The organism is Frigoribacterium sp. CFBP 13707, from assembly GCF_014842245.1.
GTDB classification, from domain to species: Bacteria; Actinomycetota; Actinomycetes; order Actinomycetales; family Microbacteriaceae; genus Frigoribacterium; species Frigoribacterium endophyticum.
The window spans coordinates 159321-185863 of the sequence record NZ_JACYVL010000002.1 but is presented as its reverse complement, the minus strand read 5'-3'; the positions used below and the strand labels follow the sequence as shown (position 1 = coordinate 185863).

Below are 26543 nucleotides of genomic sequence, written 5' to 3'. Positions count from 1 at the left end.
GCAGGCCTCTCGACGTCGAACGACCGCCGACGACCCGGCCGGTCGGTGCCCGAGCCGGTCAGAGCCCGAGCCCGGTCAGAGCCCGAGCCCGGTCAGCGCCTCGTCCATGCGCCGGGCCAGCTCGGCGTAGCCGTCGTCGTTCGGGTGCAGCCCGTCGGCCGCCGTCCACTCCGGGTGGCCGGTCAGCCACCGCGAGGCTCCGGGCACCTGGTCGGCGTCGATCTCGTCCGCCGCCTCCCGCACCCACCCGGCGATGACGTCGACGCTCTCCGGCCGCTCGTCGGTGTACCAGAAGGGCTCGACGACGACGATGCGCGCCTCGGGCAGGGCGTCGTCGAGGCGGTGCAGGTCGACGCCGATCTGCTCGTGGATCTCGTCGGCGCTCCTGTCGTACGAGAACGCGTCGTTGAGCCCCATCGTCACGATCACGATGTCGGGGTCGGCCGCGATCACCTGGCCCGGCAGGTCGCCGCCCTCGAACGACGTCCGGTTGTTGACGAAGCCCAGGCCGTTCACGCTCTCGTTGTGCTCCCGCCAGCCGCGCTCGGCGCTGACGACGGTCGACCACCGCTTCGACGGGTCGCTCGCCCCGGTGCCCAGCGTGTACGAGTCGCCGTAGAACGAGACGACCGGCCCGTCTCCCTCCGGGACGCCGGCCCTGCCGTCGCCGGCCGACGGCGCCGCGGGGTCGGGCGCGCAGCCGGTGAGGACGAGGAGGAACGCCGCGACGGCGACGAGGGAGCGGGCGAGACGGGTCACGCTCGCTGTTCGGAGCGCAGGAGGCGCGGGTTCGGTGCCCCGCGCCTCCCGCGCTCCCCTGCCGGGCTCAGGCGGCGGCGAGGCGACGGGCCGCGACGATCTCCGCGATCTGCACCGCGTTCAGGGCCGCGCCCTTGCGCAGGTTGTCGTTGCTGATGAAGAGGGCGATGCCGCGGTCGCCGGGCACACCCTCGTCTTGCCGGATGCGGCCCACGTACGACGGGTCGGAGCCCGCCGCCTGGAGCGGCGTCGGCACGTCGGTCAGGACGACGCCGGGGGCGTCGGCGAGGAGCTCCTTCGCGCGGGCCGCCGTGAGGGCGTCGGCGAACTCGGCGTTGATCGACAGCGAGTGGCCCGTGAAGACCGGCACGCGCACGCAGGTGCCGCTGACGCGGAGGTCGGGGCGCTCGAGGATCTTGCGGCTCTCGTTGCGCAGCTTCTTCTCCTCGTCGGTCTCGTCGAGGCCGTCGTCGACGATCGAGCCGGCGAGCGGGATGACGTCGAAGGCGATGGGGCGCACGTAGACGGCGGGCTCCGGCATCTGCACCGCGCCTCCGTCGTGGACGAGGCCGGCCGTGTCGCCCTCGAGGGCGGCGCGCACCTGGCCGAGCAGCTCGTCGGCGCCGGCGAGGCCGCTGCCGCTCACCGCCTGGTAGGTGCTGACGATCAGGCGCTCGAGGGTCGCCTCCGCGTCGAGGACCTTGAGGACGGGCATCGCGGCCATTGTCGTGCAGTTCGGGTTGGCGATGATGCCCTTGACGGCCTGGTCGATCGCGTGCGGGTTCACCTCGCTGACGACGAGCGGCACCTCCGGGTCCATCCGGAAGGCGCTCGAGTTGTCGATGACGAGCACGCCCGCGGCGGCGAAGCGCGGGGCGTGCGCCCGGCTGCCGGTGGCGCCGGCGGAGAAGAGCGCGATGTCGAGGCCCGTCGGGTCGGCGGTCTCGACGTCCTCGACGACGACGTCGACGCCGCGGAACGACAGCGTCGTGCCGGCGGACCGCGCCGTCGCGAAGAAGCGGATCTCACGGAGCGGGAAGTCACGCTCGTCGAGCAGCGTCCGCATGACCTTGCCGACCTGGCCGGTGGCACCGACCACGCCGACGCGCAGCCCCCGCTCGCTCAGGGTGTCGGACATGTCGTGCTCCTTCGTGACGGGTGGTGCGGGGACGGGGGCGGGGCGGAGGCGTGGGCTGGGCCGGGCGGCGCGGTCAGCGACCGGTGCCGGCCCAGACGACGGCCTCGACGTCGCCGTCGAGCTCGAACGCGGTGTGGACGACGCGCAGGGCGTCGGCGAGCGTGTCGGCCCGGGTGACGACCGAGATGCGGATCTCGCTGGTCGAGATCATCTCGATGTTGATGCCGGCCTCGAAGAGGGCCGTGAAGAGACGGGCCGAGACGCCGGCGTTCGTCCGCATGCCCGCGCCGACGAGCGCGAGCTTGCCGATCTGGTCGTCGTACTGCAGCGACTCGAAGCCGATCTCGGCTCGGTCGGACTCGAGCGCCTGGAGGACGGTCGCGCCCTCGGACTTCGGCAGCGTGAACGAGATGTCGGTCCGGCTGGTCGACGCCGCCGAGATGTTCTGCACGATCATGTCGATGTTGGCGCCGGTCTTGGCGACGGTGCGGAAGATCTGCGCGGCCTTGCCGGGCACGTCGGGCACGCCGACGACCGTGATCTTGCCCTCGCTGAGGTCTCCGGCGACGCCGCTGATGATGGGCTCTTCCACGTTCTCTCCCTCTTTCGGGTTGACGACCAGCGTGCCCTCGCCGTTGTGGAACGACGAGCGCACGTGCAGGGTGACGCCGTGCCGCCGGGCGTACTCGACGGCCCGGATGTACAGCACCTTCGACCCCGCGGCGGCGAGCTCGAGCATCTCCTCGCTGGTGATGCGGTCGAGCTTGCGGGCCTTGGGCACGACGCGGGGGTCGGCGGTGAAGATGCCGTCCACGTCGGTGTAGATCTCGCAGACGTCGGCGTCGAGCGCCGCGGCGAGCGCCACGGCCGTCGTGTCGCTGCCGCCCCGGCCGAGGGTGGTGATGTCGCCGGTCGTGCGGTTGAAGCCCTGGAAGCCCGCGACGATCGCGACCGACCCGGCGTCGAGCGCGTCGCGGATTCGGCCGGGCGTCACGTCGACGATGCGGGCCTTGCCGTGCTGCGCGTCGGTGAGCATGCCGGCCTGGCTGCCGGTGTACGAGCGGGCCTCGACGCCGAGGCTGCGGATGGCCATGGCGAGCAGGGCCATGCTGATGCGCTCGCCCGCGGTGAGCAGCATGTCGAGCTCGCGGCCCCCGGGGATCGGCGTGACCTCGTGCGCGAGGTCGAGCAGCTCGTCGGTCGTGTCGCCCATGGCGCTGACGGCCACGACGACGTCGTTGCCCGCCTTGCGGGTCTCGACGATGCGCTTGGCCACGCGCTTGATGCTCTCGGCGTCGGCGACGGACGACCCGCCGAATTTCTGCACGATCAAGCTCACGGGGACTCCAGGGACGGGTACGAGGGGCCGCTCGCGGCGGGCGGGGCCCGCGCGGGCGTGGTCCGATCCTAACGGCGCGGGCGCCGTGTGACGTCGCGCGGCCCGCGACGCCGCGCTCCCCGTACGGTGGGGGCATGCCCGACACCGACGACGCCCGCGGAGCCGCCTCGCGGGTCCAGGACAGCCGCGCCCTCCAGACCCTCGCCCGCGTGGGCTTCGCCATGAACGGCGTCCTGCACGTGCTCATCGGCGGCATCGCCGTGGGCATCGCCTTCGGCGGCGGGGGCGAGGCCGACCAGGGCGGCGCCCTCGGCCAGCTCGCCGCTCAGCCCGCCGGGGCCGTCGTGCTCTGGGTGATCGTCGTCGGCCTCTGGGCCCTCGGCCTGTTCCAGCTTCTCGAGGCCGCGCTGGTGCGCGGGACGGACGGGGAGGCGTGGGGTGCGCGGGCCAAGGAGGGCGGCAAGGGCGTCGCGTACCTGGCCGTCGGCGCCACCGCGTTCACCTTCGCCCGGGGCGGCTCCTCCGACAGCTCCGACCAGACCGAGTCGCTGAGCGCACGCCTGATCGCGACGCCCGGCGGCGTCGTGCTCCTCGTCGTGCTGGCCCTGGCGATCGTCGCCGTCGGCGTCTACTTCGTGGTCAAGGGGGTCAGGCAGAAGTTCCGCCAGGACCTCGTCGTGCCGTCGGGCAGCGCCGGGCGGGCGACCGTCGGGCTCGGCGTGGCCGGCTACGTCGCCAAGGGCGTCGCCCTGGCGGTGGTCGGCGTGCTCTTCGCCGTGGCGGCGATCACCTCCGACCCCGAGGAGGCCAGCGGGCTCGACGGGGCCCTGCGGTCGCTGGCCGAGCTGCCGTTCGGCACGGTCGTGCTCACGGCCGTCGCGGTCGGGCTCGTGGCGTTCGGCCTCTACAGCTTCGTCCGGGCCCGCCGCGCCCGGCTCTGACCGCCGGGCGCGGTCGGCCGCCGGCTACTCGCCGACGACCCGGCGCCCCTCGAAGGCACGGCCGAGGGTGACCTCGTCGGCGTACTCGAGGTCGCCGCCCACGGGCAGGCCCGAGGCGAGCCGGGTGACGCGGAGCCCGAACGGGGCGAGCATCCGCGAGAGGTACGTCGCGGTGGCCTCGCCCTCGAGGTTCGGGTCGGTCGCGATGATGACCTCCTGGACGGTGTCGTCGGCGAGGCGCTGCACCAGCTGTCGGATGCGCAGGTCGTCGGGCCCGACGCCGTCGATGGGGCTGATCGCCCCGCCGAGCACGTGGTACAGCCCGCGGAACTCCCGGGTGCGCTCGATCGCCTGGACGTCCTTCGCCTCCTCGACGACGCAGATCGTCGCGGGCGACCGACGCGGATCGCGGCAGATCACGCAGGTCTCCTGCTCGGTCACGTTGCCGCAGACCTCGCAGAACCGCACCTTCGTCTTGACGTCCACCAGCAGCTCGGAGAGCCGCGTCGTGTCGAACGACTCGCTCTGCAGGATGTGGAAGGCGATGCGCTGGGCCGACTTCGGCCCGATGCCCGGGAGGCGGCCGAACTCGTCGATCAGCTCCTGGACGATTCCCTCGTACACGGGCTACTCGCTTCTCTGAGGCGTGACGCGGGGGGCGACCATCTCTTCTTCGATGAACTGGGCCCCGAGGATCTCGCGGACGACGGCCTCGCCGTAGCGCGAGCCGTTCGGGATGCCGCGGCGCGGGTCGCCGGCGGCGGCGCGGCGGGCGGCCGCGGGCGGACCGGCGGGAGTCGCGGGTCGGCCCTCGGGGGCCTGCCCGGTGCCCGAGGCGGCCGGCGCCGTGCGCGGGGCGGCGACCTCGACGGGCGGGGGCGCGGCGTCGACGGTGGGCACGCCTCCCGGGGGCTCCTCGGTGATGTGCTCGGGCTCGTCGGGCTCCGGCGGAGCCGACTGCGGGATCGGGGCGACGTCCCAGCCGGTGACCGGGTCGGACGACGTCGCCCGCGTCGGAGCCGCGGCGGGGCGGCGGGGCGGCGCCGCCGCGGCCGTCGGAGCCGTCGGTGCCGGGGCGGCGGGCGCCTCGACGGGCTCCGCGGAGCGGGTCGGCGCGGGCGCGGCGACGGGCGCCTCCCGGCGAGCCGGAGGTTCGACCGGAGCGGCAGCGGTCGGAGCGGCAGCAGGAGCGGCGGCGGTCGGCGCGTCGACGGGCGCGGACGCCACGGGCGTCGCCGACGCACCCGTGGGGGCGCCCGGGGCGTCGGTCGGGCCCTCGACCCGGGCGATGTACTTCACCTTGACGCCGAGCACGTGCTGGATGGCGCGTCGCAGGTGCTCGCTGACGCCGTCGCCGGCGCCCTGGGGCTTCTTGAAGCTCTCGACGTCGTGCGCGCTCGGGAAGGTCAGCGTGAGCACGTCGTCGGCGAAGGCCTGCACGGTGGCCGTGACGACGACCATCCACGCCGTCCGCTTCGACTTCTCGACGACCTCGACGATCTCCGGCCAGGCGTCGCGCAGCTGCTGGAGGCTGACCGGCCCGACCGGCGACGAGGCGCGCTCGGGCTCCGGCGGCACCGCGTTCTCGACGGCGGGGGCCTGGGCCCAGGCCGCGGAGTGCGGAGCGCTCGGCGGCGCCGGCTCGCTCGCCGCGGCGCCGGCGCCCTCCCGCGCGGCGGGTGCGGCCGCGGGAGCGACCGACGACCAGGCCTCGGCCGCCGAGGCGGGCGACGCCGACGACGTCGACGCCGAGGACGACGCGGCGGGCGCCGACTCGACCTGGCCGGGCGCCGACGCTCGCGGCGCTGCCGAGGCCGTGCCGCGGGCGGCGGGCGACGACGACGCGGGCGCCGCGGCCCGCGGGGCCTCCGCTCCCCCGTCGACGCCGACCCGGCGCTCCAGCCGCTCGACCCGGGCGAGGGCGCCGCGGGTGGTCTCGTCGGACTCCGGCACGAGCACGCGCGCGATCATCAGCTCGAGGTGCAGGCGGGGCGAGGTCGCCCCGGTCATGTCGGTGAGGGCGCGGTTCACCACGTCGGCCGAGCGCGAGAGCTCCGCGGCGCCGAACGCGTGCGACTGGGCCGTCAGCCGGTCGAGCTCCTCCGGCGTGACTCCGCGCAGCACGGCGGCGGCCCCCTCGACGGTCGCGCCGACCACGATGAGGTCGCGGAGGCGCTCGAGGAGGTCCTCGACGAAGCGACGGGGGTCCTGGCCGGTCTGCACGACCCGGTCGACGGCGGCGAAGGCCGCCGCGCCGTCACGGGCGCCGAGGGCCTCGACGACGTCGTCGAGCAGGGAGGCGTGGGTGTAGCCGAGCAGCGCCACGGCGCGCTCGTAGTCGATGCCGCCGTCGTCGCTGCCCGCCATCAGCTGGTCGAGCAGCGACAGGGTGTCGCGCACCGAGCCTCCCCCGGCCCGGACCACGAGGGGCAGCACGCCGGGGGCGGCGGCGACCTGCTCGCTCGCGCTGAGCTCCTGGACGTACTCGAGCATCTGCGCCGGGGGCACGAGGCGGAAGGGGTAGTGGTGCGTGCGCGAGCGGATCGTGCCGATGACCTTGTCGGGCTCCGTCGTCGCGAAGATGAACTTGACGTGCTCCGGCGGCTCCTCGACGACCTTGAGCAGCGCGTTGAACCCCTGCGGGGTCACCATGTGCGCCTCGTCGAGGATGAAGATCTTGAAGCGGTCGCGGGCCGGCGCGAAGACGGCGCGGTCACGGATGTCGCGGGCGTCGTCGACGCCGTTGTGGCTCGCCGCGTCGATCTCGATCACGTCGAGCGATCCGCCGCCGTCGCGCGCGAGCTCGACGCAGGACGGGCAGACGCCGCACGGGGTGTCGGTGGGGCCCTCGGCGCAGTTGAGGCAGCGGGCGAGGATGCGGGCGGACGTCGTCTTGCCGCAGCCGCGCGGGCCGCTGAACAGGTACGCGTGGTTGACGCGGTCGGTGCGGAGCGCCGTGCGGAGCGGGTCCGTCACCTGCGACTGCCCGATCAGCTCGGCGAAGTTCTCTGGCCGGTAACGGCGATACAGGGCGGTGACCACCCCCCAAGAGTAGCCGCCGCCACCGACAGGGCGACCCGGCCGGGCGACCGCCCGCCGGGCACGGCGACGGCCCCCGTGCGGGCTGCACGGGGGCCGTCGGGGCGTGCCCCGTCCCGACCCGAACGGGACGGGGCACGCGGGGTGCTACGCCCTCCTCGACCGGACGGCCCGGCGCACCCGGGCTGCGGTGAGCAGCCCCAGGCCGAGCAGGAGGAGGTCGGCACCCGCGGACGCCCACCCGAGGGCGTCCTGTCCGGTGAAGGCGAGGCCGGACGACCCCGCCACGGTCGGCGCGGGCGAGGCGCCGCCGGGCTGGCCGGGCGTGCCCGGCTGCCCCGGGGCCCCGGGCTGACCCGGCGTGCCCGGCGTGCCCGGCTGCCCGGGCAGGCCCGGGAACCCGGGCTGACCCGGCGTGCCGGGCTGGCCCGGCGTGCCCGGCGTGCCCGGCTGTGCCGGCTCGTCCGCCGCGACGACGCTGAAGCCGGTCGTCACGGGGTCGCCCGTGGCGCCGTCGACGGTCTGCGCCGCCGCGACCACGTGGTCGCCGACCGGCACGTCCGCGAACGCGACGCTCCAGGCGCCGGTGGCCGGGTCGGCCGTCACGGTCGCCGTCCGGTCGTCGTCCAGGACGACCGTGACGAGCGCGCCCGGCTCGGCCGAGCCCGACACCGTGACCGGGGCCGTGCCCGCGGCACCGGCCGGGAGCTGCGCCCCCGCCGCCGGGTCGTCGATGACGACCGGCGCGACCGCGGCGATCACGAGGCCCTGCGAGACGACGCTCGTGACCCCGTCGACCACCTGGGTGGCGATCACCTGGGTCGCCCCGACGGGCACCGCCCGGAAGGGCAGCGTCCACCGGCCGGCCTCGTCGACCACGACGCTCTGGTCGCGGCCGGCGACCTCGACGACGACCACGGCGCCCGGCTGGCCCGTGCCCGAGACCACGACGTCCTCGAGCCCGTCGCCGTCCGCGTCGCGGATCAGCTCGTCGGGGGCCGGGGCCGTGATGGTCAGGGTGCCGACCGCGGCGGCCGGGGCCACCGAGAACGAGACGGTCTCGGGGGCCGAGGTCGCGCCTCCCACGGTCTGGGTCACCGCGACGGCGTGCTGGCCCGAGGCCAGCCCGACGAGGGGCAGCTCCCACGTGCCGCCGTCGGAGACCTCGAGGGCGACGGGGTCGCCGCCGTCGAGCACCAGCGAGAGGGCCGCGCCGGGCTGACCGGTGCCCCGGACGACCACGTCCGCGACGCCGTCCGTGCCTCCCGGCACGACGTCGCCCTGGGCGGGCGAGCCGATCCGCAGCGGCGCGACCGTGGCGGCCGGGGCCACCGTGACGGGCACGGTGACGCTGCCGACGACGACGCCGCCCTCGGACTGCTCGACCGTGATCACCTGCGACCCGACCGGGACGCCCGGGACGACGACGGTGAAGTCGCCCTCCGGGCTCACCTGGCCGGTCGCCCCGACGCCGGCGCCGAGGTCGACGGTCACGACCGCGCCCGGCTGGCCGGTGCCCGTGACCGCGAGGTCGACGGTGCCGTCGCCGTCGGCGTCGACCACGAGCTGGCCGGCGGCCGGCGAGGTGACGACCAGGGGCGCGACCGGCACGGTGGGCGCCGGGTCGACCACGAAGCGGACCTCGACCGGGGCCGTGGCCCCGCCCGCGACGACCTGGCTGGCCGAGGCGACGTGCACGCCGGGGCGGACCTCGACGCTCACCTGCCAGGCGCCGCGCGCGTCGGCGGTGACCGTCACCGGGTCGTCGCCGTCGAGCGAGACCGACACGGGCGCGCCCGGCTCGGCCTGGCCGCGCACGACCACGGCCGCCGTGCCGGCCCCGTCGACGACGAAGCGCTCGTCGGTGGTCGGCGACGTGATGACCACGACCGCCGCGACCACGACCTCGAACTGCGAGGTCGCCGGCTGCGAGTCGACCCCGCCGACGGTCTGGACGACCGTCAGCTCGTGGGGCCCGACCGCGAGGCCCGGGAGGGCGAGGGCCCACCGGCCGTCCGCCCCGGCCGTCACGGTGACGGGGTCGCCGCCGTCGAGCGAGACGCGCACCGGTGCACCCGGCTGCGCCGCGCCTCCGGCGGTCAGGTCGGCGGTGGAGGCGGCCGTCGCGACGGTCGTGCTGCTGCCGTCGAGGGGCGCCGTCACCGTGACGGGCGTCGCGGCCTGCACGACCAGCGTGCGGGTCACGGGTGCGGTGAGCACGCCGTCGAGCCGCTCGGAGACCGAGAAGACGTGCGTCCCGACGCCGACCGCCGCGAAGGTGGTCGCCCACCGACCGGTGGTCGCGTCGGCCGAGACCGTCTGGCTCCGATCACCGTCGAGCCCGACGACGACGCTCGCTCCGGGCTCGGCGGTGCCGGAGACCAGCACGTCGGTCGTGGCGGCGTCGTCGACGACCACCACGGGCCGGTCGGCACGCGGCGTCTCGACGACGACGGCCGCGGCGACGACGACCGTGAGCGGCTGCTCGACGGGCGCCGTCGTGCCGGCCGGCACGGTCTGCGTGACGCTGACCACGCGGTCGCCGACGGGCACGCCGGCCACGGGCACCGAGAAGGAGCCGTCGACGCCGACCGTCCCCGTGCCGACGAGGCCGTCGCCGAGGTCGACCGTGACCGACGCGCCCGGCTGGGCGGAGCCGGCGACGACGACCGTGGTGGTCGCGCCCGCGGTGGGCACCGTCACGACCGTGCCCGCGGGCGGCGTCGCGATGACGACCGGCGCCGCGACGGCGACCGTCAGGTCGACCACCACGGGAGCGGAGGTCGAGCCGTCGATCGTCTGCGTGACCGTGACCGTCGTGCCGCCGACGGGGAGGTCGACGGGCCCGGTGGTCCAGCTGCCGTCGGCGCCGACCGGGAGGTCGACCGTGCGGCCGTCGCCGAGGTCGACGGTGACCGTCGCCCCGGGCTGGGCCTCGCCGCGGACGGTCACCGGTGCCGTGTCGCCGGGGGCGAGCACGACGACGGTGTCGCCGTCGACGGGCTGGTCGACCGAGACGGGCTCGGCGAGCGCCACGGTGAGGGCCTGCGCGACGGGGGCGTTCGTGACCCCGTCACGGACCTGGCTGACGGTCACGGTGCGGTCGCCGGCCGGGACGTCGGGGACGGTGACGCTCCACGCGCCCGTCGTCGGGTCGGCCGTGACGACCTCGACCAGGCCGTCGCCGAGGTCGACGGTGACGGTCGCGCCGGGCGCCGCCGTCCCGCTCACGACGACGTCGGCGGTGCCCGACGGGTCGGCGGTGGTGACGACCGCGCCGGCGGCCGGGGCCGAGACCACGACCGGGGCGAGGGCGACGACCCTGAGGAGTCGCCGGTCGGGCGCCGAGGTCCGGTCGCCGACCGTCTGGGTCACCGAGACGGTGCGGTCGCCGGCGGGGACGCCGGCCACGATCGCCGACCAGGTGCCGTCGCCGGACGCCCGCACGGTGCGGACGAGCCCGTCGCCGAGGTCGACGCGGACGGTCGCCCCGGCCTGCGCACGGCCCGAGACGGTCACGTCGGCGGTGCCGTCGACCGTGGGCACGGTGACGACCTCCCCGTCGGCCGGCGACTCGACCAGGAGGGCCGCTGCGGGCACCACGGAGAAGTCGCGGGTGACGGGCGCCGAGACGGCCCCGTCGAGCGACTGCGTGACCGAGGCCCGGTAGGCGCCCACCGGCAGGTCCGCGAACCGGACCGACCAGGTGGTCGACTGGCCGAGGTCGGCGGTCAGCACGCGGCCGCCCCCGAGGTCGACCCGGACGACGGTGCCCGGCTGAGCGGTGCCGCTCACCGTCACGTCGGCCAGGTCGGCGGCGGTCAGGACCGCCACCTGCTCGGTGGGGGCCGGCGCGGCCACGACGACCGGGGCGGCCGCGGCGACGACGAGCGGCTGGGTGACGGGCGTCGTGACGACCCCGCCGAACCGCTGCACGACCGAGATGGTGGTCGTGCCGACGGGCACGTCGGGCACGGTGGCCGTCCACGCTCCCTCGGCGTCGGCGGTGACGACGACCGGCGGGAGGCCGCCGACGGTCACCGTGACCTCGGCGTCGCCCTCGGCGGTGCCGCTGACGACGACGTCGGTCGTGGCCGCGGCGTCGATGACGACGAACGGCGTGCCGGCCTCGGGCGCGGTCAGGACGACGCCGTCGGCGACGACGACGGAGAAGTCGCGGGTCACAGGGTCGGAGCTGCCCGCGGGCACCGTCTGGACGACGCTCGCGGTGTGCTCCCCGACGGGGACCCCGGGGACGGTGACGGTGAAGCCGCCGTCGACGCCGACCGTGCCGGTGCCGGTGTGGCTCGTGCCGTCGTCGTCGACCACGACGACCTCGACCGAGGCGCCGGGCTGGGCGGTGCCGACCACGACGACGTCGGCGGTGCCGCCGGCCGCCGGGACGGTGTACGAGGCGTCGACGTCGGGCACCGTGACCACCACGGGGGCGGCCACGACGACGGAGACGTCGGCGGTGACGGCGGCGGAGACGCGGCCGTCGACCGTCTGGGTGACGGTGGCGGCGTACTCGCCGACGCCGACGCCCGGGAAGGTCGTCGACCAGGAGCCGTCGACGTCGTCGGCGACGACCGTCCGGGTGCCCGCCGCGCCGAGGTCGACGGTGACCGTCGCCCCCGGGTCCGCGGAGCCCGAGACGGTGACGTCGGTGGTGTCGCCGGCCGCGATCAGCGGCACGACGGTGCCGTCGACCGGCTCGTCGAGGACGAGGGCGTCGGCGACCGCGACGAGGACGGGGCGGGTCTCGGGGGCCGAGGTCGCGCCTCCCACCGTCTGCGTGACGACGAGCTCGTAGCGGCCGGCGGGGACGCCGGGCACGACCGTGCTCCACGCGCCCTGGTCGTCGGCCTGCACCTCGACGACGCGGTCGCCCCCGAGGCTGACCCGCACCGTGGCGAGGCGCTCGGCCGTGCCCGAGACGGGCACGTCGACGACGCCGGCGGGGTCGACGAGGGTGGCGACGAGCTCGTCGGCCGGCCGCTCGACGACCAGGTCGCCCGCGGCGCGGACGGTGAGGTCGACGGTCACGGGCGTCGAGGTCGTGCCGCCGACCGTCTGGACGACGCTGACGACCTGGTCGCCGACGGGCACGCCCGGCACGGTGACCGACCAGCGGCCCTCGCCGTCGGCCCGGGTCGGCACCGTGGTGCCGGCCAGGGTCACCGTGACCACGGCCTGCGGCTGGGCCGTGCCCGAGACGACCACCGAGGCGGTGGCGTCGGCGTCGATCACGACGACGTCGTCCGCGCCCGTGGGCTCGGCGACGACGACGGGGGCCCCGGCCACGATCTGCAGCAGCTGCGTGACCGGGGTCGACGTGGCTCCGCCGACGACCTGGACGACGCTGATCTCGCGGTCGCCCACGGTGACGTCCTCGACGAGGAGCGTCCAGGTGCCGGTGCCGGGGCCGCCCTCGGTGCCGGTGGCGGTGACCGTGCGGGCGGGCAGGTCGCCCAGCTGCACGACGACGTCGACGCCCGGCGCCGAGGTGCCGCTGAGGGTGACGTCGGTCACCGAGCCGGCCTCGGCCAGGACGACGGGGACGCCGGCCTGCGGGGTGGCGATGGTGACGGGCGGGGCGGCCGCGACCGTGAGGGTGCGCTCGTCGGCGGCGGAGGTCGTGCCGCCGACCGTCTGGGTGACGCTGACCACGTGCACCCCGACCGGGACGCCGGCCACGTCGACCGACCAGGCGCCGGTCGCGTCGTCGGCGTCGGTCGAGACGACCCGGTCGTCGCCGAGGTCGACCCGGACGCGGGCTCCGGGCTGGGCGGTGCCGGTCACGGTGACGACCGCGCGGGCGGCGGCGTCGGGGACGGTGACCGTCGCGTCGCGCTGCGGGTCGAGGACGACGAGCGGAGCTCCGGCCTCGACGGTGAACTCGACGGTCTCGGGGGCCGAGACCAGGTCGCGGAGCGACTGGGTCACGACGACCTCGTGGACTCCGGTGCGGACGCCCTCGAGCACGGTCGACCAGTCGCCCGACGCGGGGTCGGCCTGGACGGTCGCGGTGGCCGTCCCGTCGAGCACGACGGTGACGGTCGCGCCGGGCGCCGCGGCGCCCGAGACGGGCACGCTCACCGTCGCCTCGTCGTCGACGACCACGATCGGGTCGCCGCCGGGCTCGACGACGTCGAGGTCGGGCAGGGCCACGACCTGGAACGTCGTCGTCGCGGGGACGGTCGACGTGGTGCCGCCGACCGTCTGCACGGCGGTGACGGTGGCGCTGCCCGCCCCGACGGGGAAGGTCGTCGACCAGGTGCCGTCGTCGGCGACCACCTGGCGGACGACGCCGCCGAGGGCGACGTCGACCGTCGCGCCGGGCTCGGCCCGGCCGGTGACCGTGACGGTGGCCGGCAGCTGCGAGCCGAACGCCTCGACCACGGAGCCGGCGACGGGCGCGTCGACGGTGACGGGCGCGCCGGCCTGCACGGTCAGCTGCGCCGTCTGCGGCAGGGAGGTGCGGCCGCCGAGGGACTGGACGGCCGTGATCTGGTGCGTGCCCACGGGCACGTCGTCGAAGTCGGCCGACCACGCTCCCCCGGTGGCGGTCACCGTCACGGTGACGCCGTCGAGCGTGACCGCCACCGAGGCCCCGGCGGCGGCGGTGCCGCGGACGGTGACGGCGGTCGTGGCGAGCTCGTCGGCCAGGGTCACGACGTCGGGCGTCGTCACGGCGAGGGGCGACGCTGTGACCGAGAAGGTCGCCGGGCCGGCGCCCTGGCTCGTGCCGCCGAGCAGCTGGGTGGCGGTGACCTCGTGGTCGCCGCCCGGCACGGCCTGCAGGAGCTGGCTCCACGCGCCGGCGCCGTCCGCGACGGTCCGACCCACGAGGGCGCCGTCGAGGCTGACCTCGACCGTCGCCCCGGCGGCCGCACGGCCCTGCACGAGGACGTCGGACACCCCCGCGGCGTCGAGCACGACGTAGTCGGGGTCGCCGAGGGGCGTGTCGATCACGAGGTCGTCCGCGCGCTCGATGCGCACGACGACGGTCTCCGGGGTGGTCGACGTCGAGCCGCCGACGGTCTGGGTCGCGCTGACGGTGAGCGGCCCGACCGGCAGCCCGGTGAGCACGGCGCTCCACGCGCCGGCGCCGTCGGCGGTGACCGGGGCGGGCGCGTCGCCGACGGGGGCGCCGTCGGCGTCGGCGACGGTGAGGGCGACGACAGCGCCGGGCGCCGCCGTGCCCGTGACGGGGACCGACGCGGTCCCCGCGCCGACGATCCGCACGGGGTCGTCGCCGTCGGCGGGCGAGACGACGACGAGGGGCTCGGCCGCGACCACCTGGAACGTGGTGGGGGCCGCCGAGAGCGTCTGACCGCCCTGCACCTGCCGGGCCTCGACCGTGTGCGTGCCGACGGCCAGGCCCGTGACGGTCGCCTCCCACAGCGCGCCGTCCCGGGTGACGGGCCCGACGACCCCGCCCGACACCGTGACGGTGACGGGGACGCCGGCGACACCGGTGCCGCGGACGACGACCGAGGTGCTGCCGGCCGCGTCGGCCACGGTGAGGCGGCTGCCGGTCGCGGGGGCGGTGATGACGACGAAGCCGCCCTGCTCCACCACGATCACTCGCGTCGTCGCCGACGACGTGCTGCCGTTCACCGTCTGCGTGGCCGCGACCTCGTAGCTGCCGATCGGCACGCCGGCCACGTCGACGCTCCAGGTGCCGACCGCGGTGGCGGTGACCGGCGCGGTGCGTCCGCCGCCGAGGTCGACGAGCACGGCGGCCCCGGGCTCGGCCGTGCCGGTCACCGGGACGGTCGCCGTGCCGGTGGCGCCCGGAACGTAGTAGACGGTCTGGTCGGCGGGGCCGGTGATCTCGATCGGCTCGCCGACCTCGACGGTGAGCGGCTGGGTCACGCGGGGCGACGTCACGCCGCCCACGACCTGCGTCGCGCCGAGCGTGTACGTGCCCTCCGGCACGCCGGTGATCGTCGCCGTCCACGCTCCCGTCGTCGGGTCGGCGACGGTGGAGGCGAGGAGGGCGCCGAGGCCGACCTGCACCGCGGCGCCGGGGTCGGCGCGGCCGGCGACGACGACGTCCGCGACGTCGCCCGCCTCGGCCACGGCGACGACCGTGCCGGGGGTCGGCGAGTCGATCAGGAGCGGGGCGCCCGCGACCACGGAGATCGGCCGCGTCTGCGCCGGCGACGTCGTGCCGCCGATCGACTGGGTCGCCGTCAGGGTGCGGCCGCCGACGGGGACGGCCTCGAAGGTGGTCGCCCAGGTGCCGTCGACGGCGACGACGGTCTGCGTCGGCAGTCCGGTGCCGAGCGACAGCGAGACGATGGCGCCGACCGCGGCGGTGCCGGAGACGGGCACGGTGGTGACCGAGCCCGCGGCGGGCACCCGGTACGCCTGGCCGGGCGTGGGGGCGTCGACCACGAGGGGCGCGCCCGCCGTGACGGTGAGCGCCCGGGTGACGGGGCTCGAGACGACGCCCGCGACGGTCTGCGTCACGCTGACGGTGCGCTGCGGCCCGACGGGCACGCTCTGGATCGTCACGGTCCAGTCGCCGTCGGCGTCCGCCGTCGTGGTCGCGAGGTGTCCGTCGCCGAGGTCGACGCGGACGGGGGCGCCGGGCTCGGCGGTGCCGGTCACGGTCAGCGGGGTGACGGAGCCGGCGTCGGCGAGGGTGATCACGGCGCCGTCGTCGGGCGAGGTGATCGCGACGCCCTCGGCGGCCTCGATCGTGACGTCCGTGGTCAGCGGGGCGCTGGTGGCGCCTCCCACCGTCTGCGTGGCGGAGACCGGGTAGGCCCCGACGGGCAGGGCGGTGAAGACCGTCGACCAGGGGCCGCCGGCCGCGACGGTCGCGGTCTGCGTCCGGTCGCCGGGCAGGGTGACCGTCACGGTCGCGCCGGGCTGGCCCGTGCCGCTCACGGTGACGTCACGGGTGGAGTCGGCACCCGGCACGCGCAGGACGGTGCCGGGCGTCGGGGCGGTCAGGGCGAGCGCGGTGCCCGCCTGCACGCTGAACGCACGGGTGACGACGGCGGAGGTGTCGCCGCCGAGCGACTGCGTGACGGAGGCGGTGTACGAGCCGACGGGGACGCCGTCGACCGTGGTCGTCCAGCTGCCGTCGGGGCCGACGGTGGCGGTCGCGGTGCGCCCGCCGCCGAGGTCGATCGCGACCGCGGCGCCGGGGGTGCCGGTGCCCGCCACGACGACGGGGGTCGTCGACGCGCCGTCGAGCACCGTGTAGACACGGCCCGCCGTCGGGCTGGTGACGACGAGGGGCTGCTGCGCGACGACCACGAAGGCGCGCGTCTGCGTACCGGTCACGGTGCCGCCGACGGTCTGCGTCACGGTCGCCTGGTACTGACCGGCGGGCACGGCGGCCACGGGCACGCTCCAGGTGCCGTCGCCCGCCACGGTCGCGGTGCCGGTGAGGGCCGGGGCGCCCGCCGCGGAGGCGGGCACGCTGACCCGCACGGTCGCGCCGGGCTCGCCGGTGCCGGTGAGCGTCACCGTGCGGGTGGCGCCGGGCGTCGCGGCGACGACGAACTGCTGGCCGGGGGCGGGGGTCTGCACGGTGAGGCCGACGAACGCGGCGGCACGGGCCGTCGATGTCGCCAGGTCGACGCGGAGCCCGCCCGCGAGCGCGGGCAGGACGGTGAGGCGGACGGCGTGGACGCTGCGCGAGCCGGCGTCGGTGCCGCGGGGGTCGCGGAAGCCGGGGGCGTCCTGCGCGTTGATCGTGACGCCGGCGAGCTGGCCGAGCACGGCCGTCAGGGGCGACAGGGCGAGCAGCGTCGCGCTGGTCACCGTGGTGATCGCCGAGGTCGTGGCCGTGAGCCCCGCGCCGGTGACGAGGGGCGAGTAGACCGCGCCGACGGCGGGCAGCAGCGTGCCGGTCACGACGGGCACGACCACCCCACGGAGGAGGGGCCGGACGAGGACGGTGTCGAGGGCGCCGGTGCCCGTGACCGAGACCGCGGAGGCGGGGGTCGTGCCGGCGAGGAGCTGGCCGATGGTCGTGTCGACGGTCGCGGTCAGGCCCGCGACGCGCACGGGGGGCAGGATCCCGGTCTTCAGCAGGACGTCGGTGGTCAGGCCGACGCGGACGGCGGTGGCCTTGACGGCCCGGTCGACGGCCGACGTGAGGTTGGTCGGCAGCTGGACGTCCAGGATGTCGGCGATGCCGTTCGTGATGGCCGTGACCCGCTGGGTCGTCAGCAGCTCGCTGTTCGGACCGAGGTTGTTCAGCGCACCCACGTCGATGACCACCTGGCCGGTGCTCGGGGTGATCGTCACGGGGCCGGAGGTCAGCGGCTTCGCGAGCTCGGCGGCGACGGTGGAGTCGAGGTCGACGGTCGCGGTGGCGGTCACGGCCGTGCCGTCGAGGCTGACAGCTCCCCCGAGCCCGAGGGTGCTGAGGGCCGAGGTCAACGGGGCCACCACCCCGGTGGTCGCACCGGCCAGCCCGGTGCCGCTCGTGGTTCCGTTGATGCCCGTGCTGACGCCGCGGAGGCTGGCCTGCAGCTGCCCGGTGAGCGCGGAGACCGCGGGGCTCGTCATCGTGTAGCGGGCGCCCGCGACCTGGTAGGCGGTGCTGACGTCGGAGCCAGCGGCGGTGCGCGTCTCGGTGATCGACGACGAGAGCGCGCCGAGGCCGAGGGTGACGTCGCTGACGACGCCGCTCGCGGCCGGCACACGACCGAGCAGGGGCGTCAGGTTCAGGGTCGCCCCGGTGCCGGGAGCGCCGCTGCCGACGGCGATGGCCCCGTTCGCGCCGACGGCCCCGGCGCTCGCGTAGGCGCCGGTCGGCGTCGTGCTCGCGTACTGCCCGGCGACGCCGAGCTTGAGGATGCCGTTGGGGCCGAGGAGGTCGACCGGGCCGAGGCCCACCTGGAGGGCGTTGAGCGCCTCGACCGAGAGGCCCCTGTTCACCACCCCGCCGGAGCCGGCCGCACCGGTGGCGGAGTAGGCGCCCTGGAGCTGCACGATGCTGTCGAGGCCGACGATGCCCGAGCCGCTCAGCAGCGAGGCCTCGGCCTCGCTGACGTCGGTCGTCGCGGCCTGCGCCGGGACGACCGCGAGGGCGCCGACGACGGCCGCGATGGCCGCGGTCGCCGCGATCCTGAGCCCGAGGGCCTTGCTGAGGGTGCGCTCGCGGGTGCTGCGCTCCGCCACATGACGTCGCATGTGCGTGCCTCTTCCTGGCGGGACTGACCCGCCGCCTGATCCGGACCTCCCGCTGGTGAGACGGGAGGCGGTGCGTGTCTTCAGTTGTGGTTCGGGTGTTCGGGTGTCCGGGTGTCCGGGCCGTCGCCGATGAGCCCCTGCGGGCACGACGAAGAGGCGAGCGGCCTAGCGCGGGGTGCGCGGGGTCGTTCGCCTGCGGGTGCTGCTGACGTGCCGTGGTGAGGGGCTCATCGTCCTGATCCTGACGGTCGGGCGGCTGCGGTGCCGCACGGTCGGCGGACCGCCCTGGTGAGGGGCGGACCGGCACGGTGGTGAGCCGTGCCGACGAGGTGGTGGGTCTCGTCGTGACGTCATCCTATGCAGACGGCACGAAGCTGAACATCCCTCCGCTGCCCCCATCCCGGGGGGCACGTGTCCCCCGACCGAGCCGTCTGCCCTGCGCTCGTCGGCCGTCCCGTTCGCTCCGGGCCCGACGATGTCCCCCGCACCGCACCCGTCGCGCCGCAGGGGCGGCGGCGCCCCCCTCGGGATCGCGACCCGCCGATCCCGTCGCGCCCCCGCACCGCGCACGTCGCGCCGCAGGGGCGGCGGCGCGAGAAAAAGCAAGGACTCCCCACGCACCCGCCAGAGCCAGGTTGCCCTTGCTGCGTTTCCGCCCTGGGGGAGTTGGCCTGGATGACGCCACGTGGGGAGCCTCGAGAAGTTTAGCGGCTCCTGAGCGGCTCCGGCGACACGGGGCGTTCGATGGGGGCATGAGAATCGTCATCGCCGGAGGGCACGGCAAGATCGCCCAGCTCCTCGAACGCCGCCTCGCCGACGCCGGGCACGACCCCGTCGGCATCGTCCGCAACCCCGACCACACGGCCGACCTCGAGGCGGCGGGGGCCCGTGCCCTCGTGCTCGACCTCGAGCAGACCGACGTGCAGACCCTCGCCGGTCACCTCGACGGGGCCGACGCCGTCGTGTTCGCCGCGGGTGGCGGAGGCGGAAGCGGGGCCGAGCGCAAGCTCACCATCGACCGTGACGGGGCCGTCCTGCTGGCCGACGCCGCCGAGGCCGCGGGCGTCCCGCGCTACGTGATGGTCTCGGCCATCGGCACCGACGACTTCGACCCGGAGAAGGCCCAGCTGCCCGCCGAGGACGACGACGCCGTGTACCAGGTGTACATGCGCGCGAAGAGCGAGGCCGACGCCGACCTCCGCGCCCGTGACGGCCTCGACTGGACCATCGTGCGCCCCGGCGGCCTCACCGACGACGCCGGCACCGGCCAGGTCGCGGTCGGTACGACGGTCGAGCGCGGCACCGTGCCCCGGGCCGACGTGGCCGAGGTCATCGCCACGGCGATCCTCGAGGGCACGGCCGTGAAGACGCAGTTCGAGCTCGTCTCCGGCGAGACGCCCGTCTCCGACGCGCTCGCCACGATCAAGTACTGACCCGGCCCACGCCTCCCCCACGACGGGAGGCCGGCCCCCTGCACGACGAGAGGGACCAGGGAGGCGCGACCCGCGCCTCCCTGGTCCCTCTCGTCGTCGGGTCGGTCAGCTGAGCGCCGCGGCCTGACGTGCGATCTCGAGCTCCTCGTTCGTCGGCACGACGAGCACCGAGACGGCGGCGCCCTCGGGCGAGATGAGCCGCGCCTCGCGGGAGGACAGCTCGTTGCGGTCGTCGTCGACGCGGATGCCGAAGAAGTCGAGGCCGGCCAGCGTGCGTCGTCGCAGCAGGGCGTTGTTCTCGCCCACGCCGGCGGTGAACACGACGGCGTCGAGCCCGCCCAGCTGGGCGACGTAGGCGCCGACGTAGTGCCGGATCCGGTGTCGGTAGACGGCGAGCGCCGCCTCAGAGACGGCGTCTCCGCGCGACGCGCTGTCCTGCACGTCGCGCATGTCGCCGCTGCCGGTCAGGCCCAGCAGGCCGCTCTGCTTGTTGAGCAGGGTCTCGAGCTCGTCGAAGCCGAGTCCGGCCTCGCGGTGCAGGTGGAAGACCGCGGCCGGGTCGATGTCGCCCGAGCGGGTGCCCATCACGAGGCCCTCCAGCGGGGTCATGCCCATGCTCGTCTCGACCGAGCGGCCCCCGTCGATCGCTGCGACCGACGCCCCGTTGCCGAGGTGCAGCACGATGATCTTGAGCTCGGCGAGCGGCCGCCCGAGGAACGCCGCCGTGGCCTCGGAGACGTACTTGTGCGACGTGCCGTGGAAGCCGTAGCGGCGCACGTGGTGCTTCGACGCCAGCTCGGCGTCGATCGCGTAGGTGTACGCGGCGGGCGCGAGGGTCTGGTGGAAGGCGGTGTCGAAGACGGCGACGTGCGGCACGTCGGCGAAGGCCTCCTTCGCGGCGCGGATGCCCTGCAGGTTCGCGGGGTTGTGGAGGGGCGCGAGCGCCGAGAGGCGGTCGATCGCAGCCTCGACCTCGTCGGTGACGACGGTGGCCCGGTCGAACTCCTCGCCGCCGTGCACGACGCGGTGGCCGACCGCCACGGGCGGGTGCTCGTCGAACGACGGGCCGTGGTCGCGGAAGGCGTCGAGCATCGCGGCGAAGCCGGCGGCGTGGTCGGCGACGGGGGCGGAGTCGCTGCTCGTCTCCTCCCCCGTCAGGTGGTTGCGGTGCTTCGTCGACCCGGTGGCCTCGCCGATGCGCTCGACCAGGCCGCTCGCGAGGGTGGCCTCGCCGTCGAGCTCGATCAGCTGGTACTTGAACGACGACGATCCGGAGTTGACGACGAGGACTGCGCTCACGGGGTGTTCCCTTCTGCGGGGGCGGGGGTGGAGGCGGTGGTGACGGGGGCGGGCAGGGCCGCGACCGCGGGGTCGGCGGTGACCCGCGCCTCCGCGGCGGGGGTCCCGGCCTGGATGGCGGTGATCGCGACCGTGTTGACGATGTCGCTGACGAGGGCGCCGCGCGAGAGGTCGTTGATCGGCTTGCGGAGCCCCTGGAGGATCGGGCCGATCGCGACCGCTCCGGCGCTCCGCTGCACCGCCTTGTAGGTGTTGTTGCCCGTGTTGAGGTCGGGGAAGATGAACACCGTCGCCCGGCCGGCGACGTCGGAGTCGGGCATCTTCGCGGCGGCGACCGTCGGGTCGGCGGCCGCGTCGTACTGGATCGGGCCCTCGACGAGGAGGTCGGGGCGGCGCTCGCGCACGAGGGCGGTCGCGGTGCGGACCTTCTCGACGTCGGCGCCCGAGCCGCTGTCGCCGGTGCTGTAGCTGAGCATCGCCACGCGCGGCTCGATGCCGAACTGCTCGGCCGTCTGCGCCGACGAGATGGCGATGTCGGCCAGCTGCTCGGCCGTCGGGTCGGGGATGACGGCGCAGTCGCCGTAGACCAGCACCCGGTCGGCGAGCGCCATGAGGAAGACGCTCGACACGACGCCGACGTCGGGCAGCGTCTTGATGACCTCGAAGGCGGGCCGGATGGTGTGGGCCGTGGTGTGCGCCGCGCCGGAGACCATGCCGTCGGCCAGCCCGAGCTTCACCATCATCGTGCCGAAGTACGAGACGTCGGTGACGGTGTCCATCGCCATCGCGGCGGAGATGCCCTTGTGGGCGCGCAGCCGTGCGTACTCCGTCGCGAACTGCACCTGGAGGCTCGGGTCGAACGGGTCGAGCACCCGCGCCTCGGCGAGGTCGAGGCCGAGCTCGGCCCCGCGGGCGCGGATCGCGGTCTCGTCGCCGAGCAGCGTGAGCTTCGCGACGTTCCGCTGCAGCAGCGACGACGCGGCGCGGAGGATGCGGTCGTCGTCGCCCTCGGGCAGCACGATGTGCTTCGCGGCGCCGCGGGCACGCTCGAGCAGCTGGTACTCGAACATGAGCGGCGTGACGACGCCCGACGGGCTCACCTGGAGCAGGCGGAGCAGCTCGGCAGCGTCGACGTGTCGCTCGAAGAGGGCGAGGGCGAGGTCGTACTTGCGCGGCGAGTCGGCGGCGAGGCGGCCGCGGGTCTGCGTGATCGCGAGCGCGGTGTCGTACGTGCCCAGGTCGTTGCGGGCGACCGGGAGCGAGCTGCCGAGGCCCTCGAGCAGCAGGTCGACCTGCGGGGCGAGGTCGAAGCCGCCGTTGAGCACGATCCCGGCGAGCGAGGGGAAGGTCTCCGACGCGTGGGCGAGCACCGTGGCGACGAGCACGTCGGACCGGTCGCCCGGTACGACGACGACGGCGCCCTCGGTGAGGCGGGGCAGGACGTTCTCCATCGACATGGCCGCCACGACCACGCCGACCGCCTCGCGGTCGAGCAGGGCGTCGTCGCCGCGGACGAGCGTCGCGCCGGTGGCCGCCAGGACGGCGCGGACGGTCGGAGCCACGAGGAGGCGGTCCTCCGGCAGCGCCCAGACGGGCACCCGGCCGCCGGGTGCGGTCTCGAGGGCCGAGCCGATGCCTCCGACGACCTCGTCGAGGCGCTCGGGGTCGACCCGGTTCGCGACCACGGCGAGGAGGCTGGCGTGCTCGCTGCGGAGCTCGGCGGTGGTGACCTCGGCGACCTGGCGCATGTCGATGCCGGTGCGGGCCGCGGTGCCGTCGGCGGTGCGGCCGCCGAGCACGAGCAGCACCGGAGCGCCGAGGTTGGCCGCGACCCGCGCGTTGAACGAGAGCTCGGTGGGGCTGCCGACGTCGGTGTAGTCGGAGCCGATCACGACGACGGCGTCGCACTGGCGCTCGACCGCGGCGAAGCGGCTGACGATGGTCGCGAGCGCGGCGTCGGGGTCACGGTGCACGTCGTCGTAGGTGACGCCGACGCACTCGTCGTAGGCGAGGTCGACGCTGTCGTGGGCGAGCAGCAGCTCGAGCACGTAGTCGCGTTCGTCGGTGGAGCGCGCGACGGGGCGGAACACCCCCACCCGGCCCACCTCGTGACCGAGCGTGTCGAGCACGCCGAGCGCGATCGTCGACTTGCCGGTGTGGCCTTCTGCGGACGTGATGTAGATGCGGGTCGACACGGCCCTCAGCCTACGACCGGCCGGCTCCGAGCCGCCGGTGAGGCGGGGTGAGGGGCGGCGCCGTCGTGATGCCCTGCCCGGGTGTCGGGCAGGTCTCGGACGTCAAGGCCGCACTCCCTGTCGCTCGTCCGTCGTCTGGCTCCGGTACTCGTCGATGGAGCGCACGCTGACGTCGTTGCGCTGCCACGCCTCTCTGGCGGCTTCGTAGATGTCCCACCGCTCGGAGTGCTGGCTGTCCTGGTCACGGGGAGGGTCGAAGACCACCTCGACGCCGACAGAGGCGGGTATGACGCGCACGCCTGCTCCGGGCACCTCGGCCGTGGCGCCGTCCGTCCGGAGGAGCCCCACCAGGTAGCTCCAGGACTGGAGGTCTCGTGTGAGCGCGGATAGATCTACGACGTTGAAGGCCCACACGTTGGTCAGGACGGGCTGTCCACGTTCGATCCGCAGCAGGTCGAGTTCGCCGTGCTGACGTCCGATCGACAGCCTCGGCGTGACGAAGAGGTCCCGACCCGTGACGAAACCGTCGGTCTTGGTCATGACCTCTCTCACCCTCGACCGCAGCGTCCGCCGTGAGTAGGTCGTCCGACGTCGGGATCGCGGACGTTCGACGAGCACGGGATACAAGAGATGCACGGCCGCCTCGGCGCTCTCGGCGTCCACAGGCGTCGGCTCCCCGAACTGGACGAGGTTGGACTGCCGTCGCCTCATGTGCTCCACCAGCCCTGGCGAGACGCCAGCGGGCTCGTCGAGGAAAGGCCTCGTGTGTCCGTCGACCACACGGACGAAGGACCGCCCCCAGGCCGCAAGCTCGCGGAGGTCGCTGCTGAGGTCGCCGTGGGAACGGACGAACCGAGGGTCGTAGCGAACCGCCCAGTCGAGGTTCTCCCCCCCGATGACCAGACCGATGTTGGTGTGCTCACCTCGCGCGGGATCGGGGACGAACTGCACGGCCCAGCAGTGGTAGATCACGTGCCCGCCCCTCAGTCGAAGTTCGTTCTCTCAGCAGCCTCGAGCAGTCGAGACGCCACGCCGTCGGCACGCAGGTACAGGACATCGACGAGGGTCACGAGCTCGCGCGAGGTGGCTCCCCACTCTACGGGAACCCGCGCGACGACCCCGCGGAGGTCATCGCGCGTGAGGGACGAGACGGCCTCCGCTGCGACCCTGAGACCGGCTGCCGAGGCGATGCCGGCGGAGAGTTCGTCGTCCCACCGTGACGTCGCCGTGCGCGTCAGCGATCCCTCGTCCCAGTCTCCCTCTCCCCCCAGCCAGAATCCGTGGTCGAAGCTCCAGACGCTGTAGTCGTCGAGGACGTCGTAGAGCCACTGCGGGTCCCCTCCCATGCAGAGGTCCCAGAGGGCCAGGAGGCGCGCCTGACGGTTCCTGTTGTCGTCATGTGACGAGAAGTCGGACCACGCGTCGCTCTGGATGACCGTCGAGACGTTCAACGATCCGTGACCGAGTCCCCCGTGGAGCCGGTTCTGTCGCGTGTAGGAATAGGTCATGCGGGGCGGGATGTCCACCAGGGCCGTCGGCACCACCGGTGCCCCTAGGAGAGCGCCCACGCCCTGGACCACGATCTCCGTCACGAGGGTGCGATTGCCCTGTGGGTTCTCCGGCGACTTGACCCAGTATTGGCGACCATCGGACGCGAGCGCGAGGAAAGTCCCCGACCCGGACTCCGTCCGACGTAGCGGCGCCACCAGGCGGACTCGGGGCAGGGGACCGAGAACAGGCTGCGGCGACGTCATGCGGACGACCCTACCGATATGCCATCCGTCAGCGGGGCAGGCGCGGGCTGTCGGGGTTCATCAGCGAGTGACGGCGGCCGTAGCCGAAGTAGACGACGAGGCCGACGACGAGCCAGACGCCGAAGCGCAGCCAGGTCTCCCAGTGCAGCTGGGCGATGAGGAAGCCGCTGGCGAGCACGCCGAACGCGGGCACGAACGGCATGAGCGGGAGACGGAAGGTGCGGGGCGCCTCCGGCTTGCGGTACCGGAAGACGATGACGGCGACGCAGACGACGACGAACGCGGCGAGGATGCCGATGTTCGTGAGGTCGGCGACGGCCCGGATCGGGAAGACGCCGGCGAGCAGGGCGGAGGCGACGCCGGCGATCCAGGTGACCCGCTGCGGCACGCCCTTGCGGTCGGTGCGCGCGAACCAGCCGGGCAGGAGGCCGTCCCGGCTCATCGAGAACCAGACGCGCGTCACGCCGAGCAGGAAGGTGAGCATCACGGTGAGGATCGAGATCACGGCGAAGACGGAGATGATCGTGGCGACCACGGGCAGGCCGACGCTCGTGAAGGCCGAGGCGAAGCCGGCCTCGGGGTCGATCTCGCGCCAGTCCTGCATGCCGGTGAGCACGAGCGTCGCGGCGACGTAGAGGATCATCGCGATGATCAGCGAGAGCACGATGGCCTTCGGCATGTGCTTCTTGCCGTCGACGCTCTCCTCCGCGGCGGTGCTCATCGCGTCGTAGCCGAAGACCGCGAAGAACACGGTGGCGGCACCGGTGAAGACGGGGCCGAACCCGTTGGGCACGAACGGGGAGAAGTTCTCGGCGTTCAGGTGGAAGAGTCCGAGCCCGATGATGAAGAGCACGAGCAGCACCTTGATGCCGACGGCGACGATCTCGAAGCGGCCGAAGGCCTTCGAGCCCCGGCTCAGGATGAACGTGACGAGCAGGCAGACGACGATGGCGGGGAGGTTGACGACGCCGCCCTCCCCCGCGTCGGGCGTCGAGGCGATCGACGCCGGGAGGTCGAGCCCGAGACCGGAGAGGAAGGCGTCGAAGTAGCCGGAGATGCCGATCGCCACGACCGCGACGATGGCGACGTACTCGAGCAGGAGGTCCCACCCGATGAACCAGCCGACGATCTCGCCGAGGGCGACGTAGCCGTACGTGTAGGCCGAGCCGGCGCGGGGCACCATGCCGGCGAACTCGGCGTACGAGAGGGCGGCGGCGGCGCTGGCCAGGCCCGCGATGAGGAACGAGAACAACACGGCCGGCCCGACGCCGGGGTTCGCGTCGTCGCCGTGGGCCACGAGGCCGGCGAGCGAGAAGATGCCGACCCCGATGATGCCGCCGACGCCGATCGCGGTCAGCTGCCAGAGCCCGAGGCTCTTGAAGAGGCCCGTGCCGCTCGTCTCGTCCTCGATCTCGAGCACGGGCTTCTTGCGGAGCACGGACCGTGACGCGTCCTTCGGGGCCATGGCGATCTCCTC

Annotated in this window: 13 protein-coding genes and 1 other RNA gene; 2 read left to right on the top strand and 12 right to left on the bottom strand. The window is 74.8% G+C overall.

Annotated features, from left to right (window positions below; all coding sequences use genetic code 11):
- Positions 1 to 75: 75 nt before the first annotated feature.
- From IFT45_RS04615 to IFT45_RS04605, 3 genes are all read right to left on the bottom strand, one after another.
- Positions 76 to 759 carry a GDSL-type esterase/lipase family protein gene (locus IFT45_RS04615; RefSeq protein ID WP_192126928.1) on the bottom strand — a complete coding sequence of 228 codons (684 nt, stop codon included), beginning with the start codon at positions 757 to 759 and terminating at the stop codon, positions 76 to 78.
- Positions 760 to 826: 67 nt separating this feature from the next.
- Positions 827 to 1897: an aspartate-semialdehyde dehydrogenase gene (locus IFT45_RS04610; protein ID WP_056053146.1), complete on the bottom strand. Its 1071-nt coding sequence runs from the start codon at positions 1895 to 1897 to the stop codon at positions 827 to 829.
- A 73-nt stretch (positions 1898 to 1970) separates the two neighbouring features.
- Positions 1971 to 3236 carry an aspartate kinase gene (locus IFT45_RS04605; protein ID WP_056053143.1) on the bottom strand — a complete coding sequence of 422 codons (1266 nt, stop codon included), beginning with the start codon at positions 3234 to 3236 and terminating at the stop codon, positions 1971 to 1973.
- A gap of 134 nt (positions 3237 to 3370) precedes the next feature.
- Between IFT45_RS04605 and IFT45_RS04600 the strand changes: the two genes are divergently transcribed.
- A complete protein-coding gene (locus tag IFT45_RS04600; protein ID WP_192045397.1) occupies positions 3371 to 4177 on the top strand; it encodes a DUF1206 domain-containing protein in 807 nt (268 codons plus the stop codon).
- A 24-nt stretch (positions 4178 to 4201) separates the two neighbouring features.
- Here the strand turns inward: IFT45_RS04600 and recR are convergent, their stop codons facing one another.
- The 4 genes from recR to ffs form a co-directional block, all read right to left on the bottom strand.
- Positions 4202 to 4801, bottom strand: coding sequence for a recombination mediator RecR (gene recR, locus IFT45_RS04595; protein ID WP_056053137.1), 600 nt, complete (start codon positions 4799 to 4801; stop codon positions 4202 to 4204).
- 3 nt (positions 4802 to 4804) lie between these two features.
- Positions 4805 to 7219, bottom strand: a complete 2415-nt coding sequence (locus IFT45_RS04590) for a DNA polymerase III subunit gamma and tau (RefSeq protein ID WP_192126926.1) — start codon at positions 7217 to 7219, stop codon at positions 4805 to 4807.
- Between the two features lie 144 nt (positions 7220 to 7363).
- Positions 7364 to 18385, bottom strand: a complete 11022-nt coding sequence (locus IFT45_RS04585; RefSeq protein ID WP_192126924.1) for a hypothetical protein — start codon at positions 18383 to 18385, stop codon at positions 7364 to 7366.
- 601 nt (positions 18386 to 18986) lie between these two features.
- An RNA gene (gene ffs, locus IFT45_RS04580) (signal recognition particle sRNA small type) lies at positions 18987 to 19083 on the bottom strand.
- Positions 19084 to 19137: 54 nt separating this feature from the next.
- Here ffs and IFT45_RS04575 point away from each other — a divergent pair.
- Positions 19138 to 19818 (top strand): SDR family oxidoreductase, encoded by a 681-nt coding sequence (locus IFT45_RS04575; protein WP_192126922.1) that lies wholly within the window; start codon positions 19138 to 19140, stop codon positions 19816 to 19818.
- A 105-nt stretch (positions 19819 to 19923) separates the two neighbouring features.
- Here IFT45_RS04575 and IFT45_RS04570 read toward each other — a convergent pair whose 3' ends face one another.
- From IFT45_RS04570 to IFT45_RS04550, 5 genes are all read right to left on the bottom strand, one after another.
- On the bottom strand, positions 19924 to 21117 hold the full coding sequence (locus IFT45_RS04570; protein ID WP_167258546.1) for an acetate kinase: 1194 nt from the start codon (positions 21115 to 21117) through the stop codon (positions 19924 to 19926).
- Positions 21114 to 23312, bottom strand: a complete 2199-nt coding sequence (pta, locus tag IFT45_RS04565; protein ID WP_192126920.1) for a phosphate acetyltransferase — start codon at positions 23310 to 23312, stop codon at positions 21114 to 21116. The genes IFT45_RS04570 and pta overlap by 4 nt, the downstream gene beginning before the upstream one ends.
- 102 nt (positions 23313 to 23414) lie before the next feature.
- On the bottom strand, positions 23415 to 24284 hold the full coding sequence (locus IFT45_RS04560; protein ID WP_192126918.1) for a DUF3037 domain-containing protein: 870 nt from the start codon (positions 24282 to 24284) through the stop codon (positions 23415 to 23417).
- An 11-nt stretch (positions 24285 to 24295) separates the two neighbouring features.
- On the bottom strand, positions 24296 to 24904 hold the full coding sequence (locus tag IFT45_RS04555; protein ID WP_192126917.1) for a hypothetical protein: 609 nt from the start codon (positions 24902 to 24904) through the stop codon (positions 24296 to 24298).
- 190 nt (positions 24905 to 25094) lie between these two features.
- Positions 25095 to 26531 (bottom strand): amino acid permease, encoded by a 1437-nt coding sequence (locus IFT45_RS04550; RefSeq protein ID WP_192126915.1) that lies wholly within the window; start codon positions 26529 to 26531, stop codon positions 25095 to 25097.
- Positions 26532 to 26543 lie beyond the last annotated feature (12 nt).

Coding starts and splice junctions, on each gene's coding strand:
- IFT45_RS04610 (WP_056053146.1), bottom strand. CDS start 1,897: ATGTCCGACACCCTGAGCGAGCGGGGGCTGCGCGTCGGCGTGGTCGGT.
- IFT45_RS04600 (WP_192045397.1), top strand. CDS start 3,371: ATGCCCGACACCGACGACGCCCGCGGAGCCGCCTCGCGGGTCCAGGAC.
- IFT45_RS04585 (WP_192126924.1), bottom strand. CDS start 18,385: ATGCGACGTCATGTGGCGGAGCGCAGCACCCGCGAGCGCACCCTCAGC.
- IFT45_RS04575 (WP_192126922.1), top strand. CDS start 19,138: ATGAGAATCGTCATCGCCGGAGGGCACGGCAAGATCGCCCAGCTCCTC.
- IFT45_RS04550 (WP_192126915.1), bottom strand. CDS start 26,531: ATGGCCCCGAAGGACGCGTCACGGTCCGTGCTCCGCAAGAAGCCCGTG.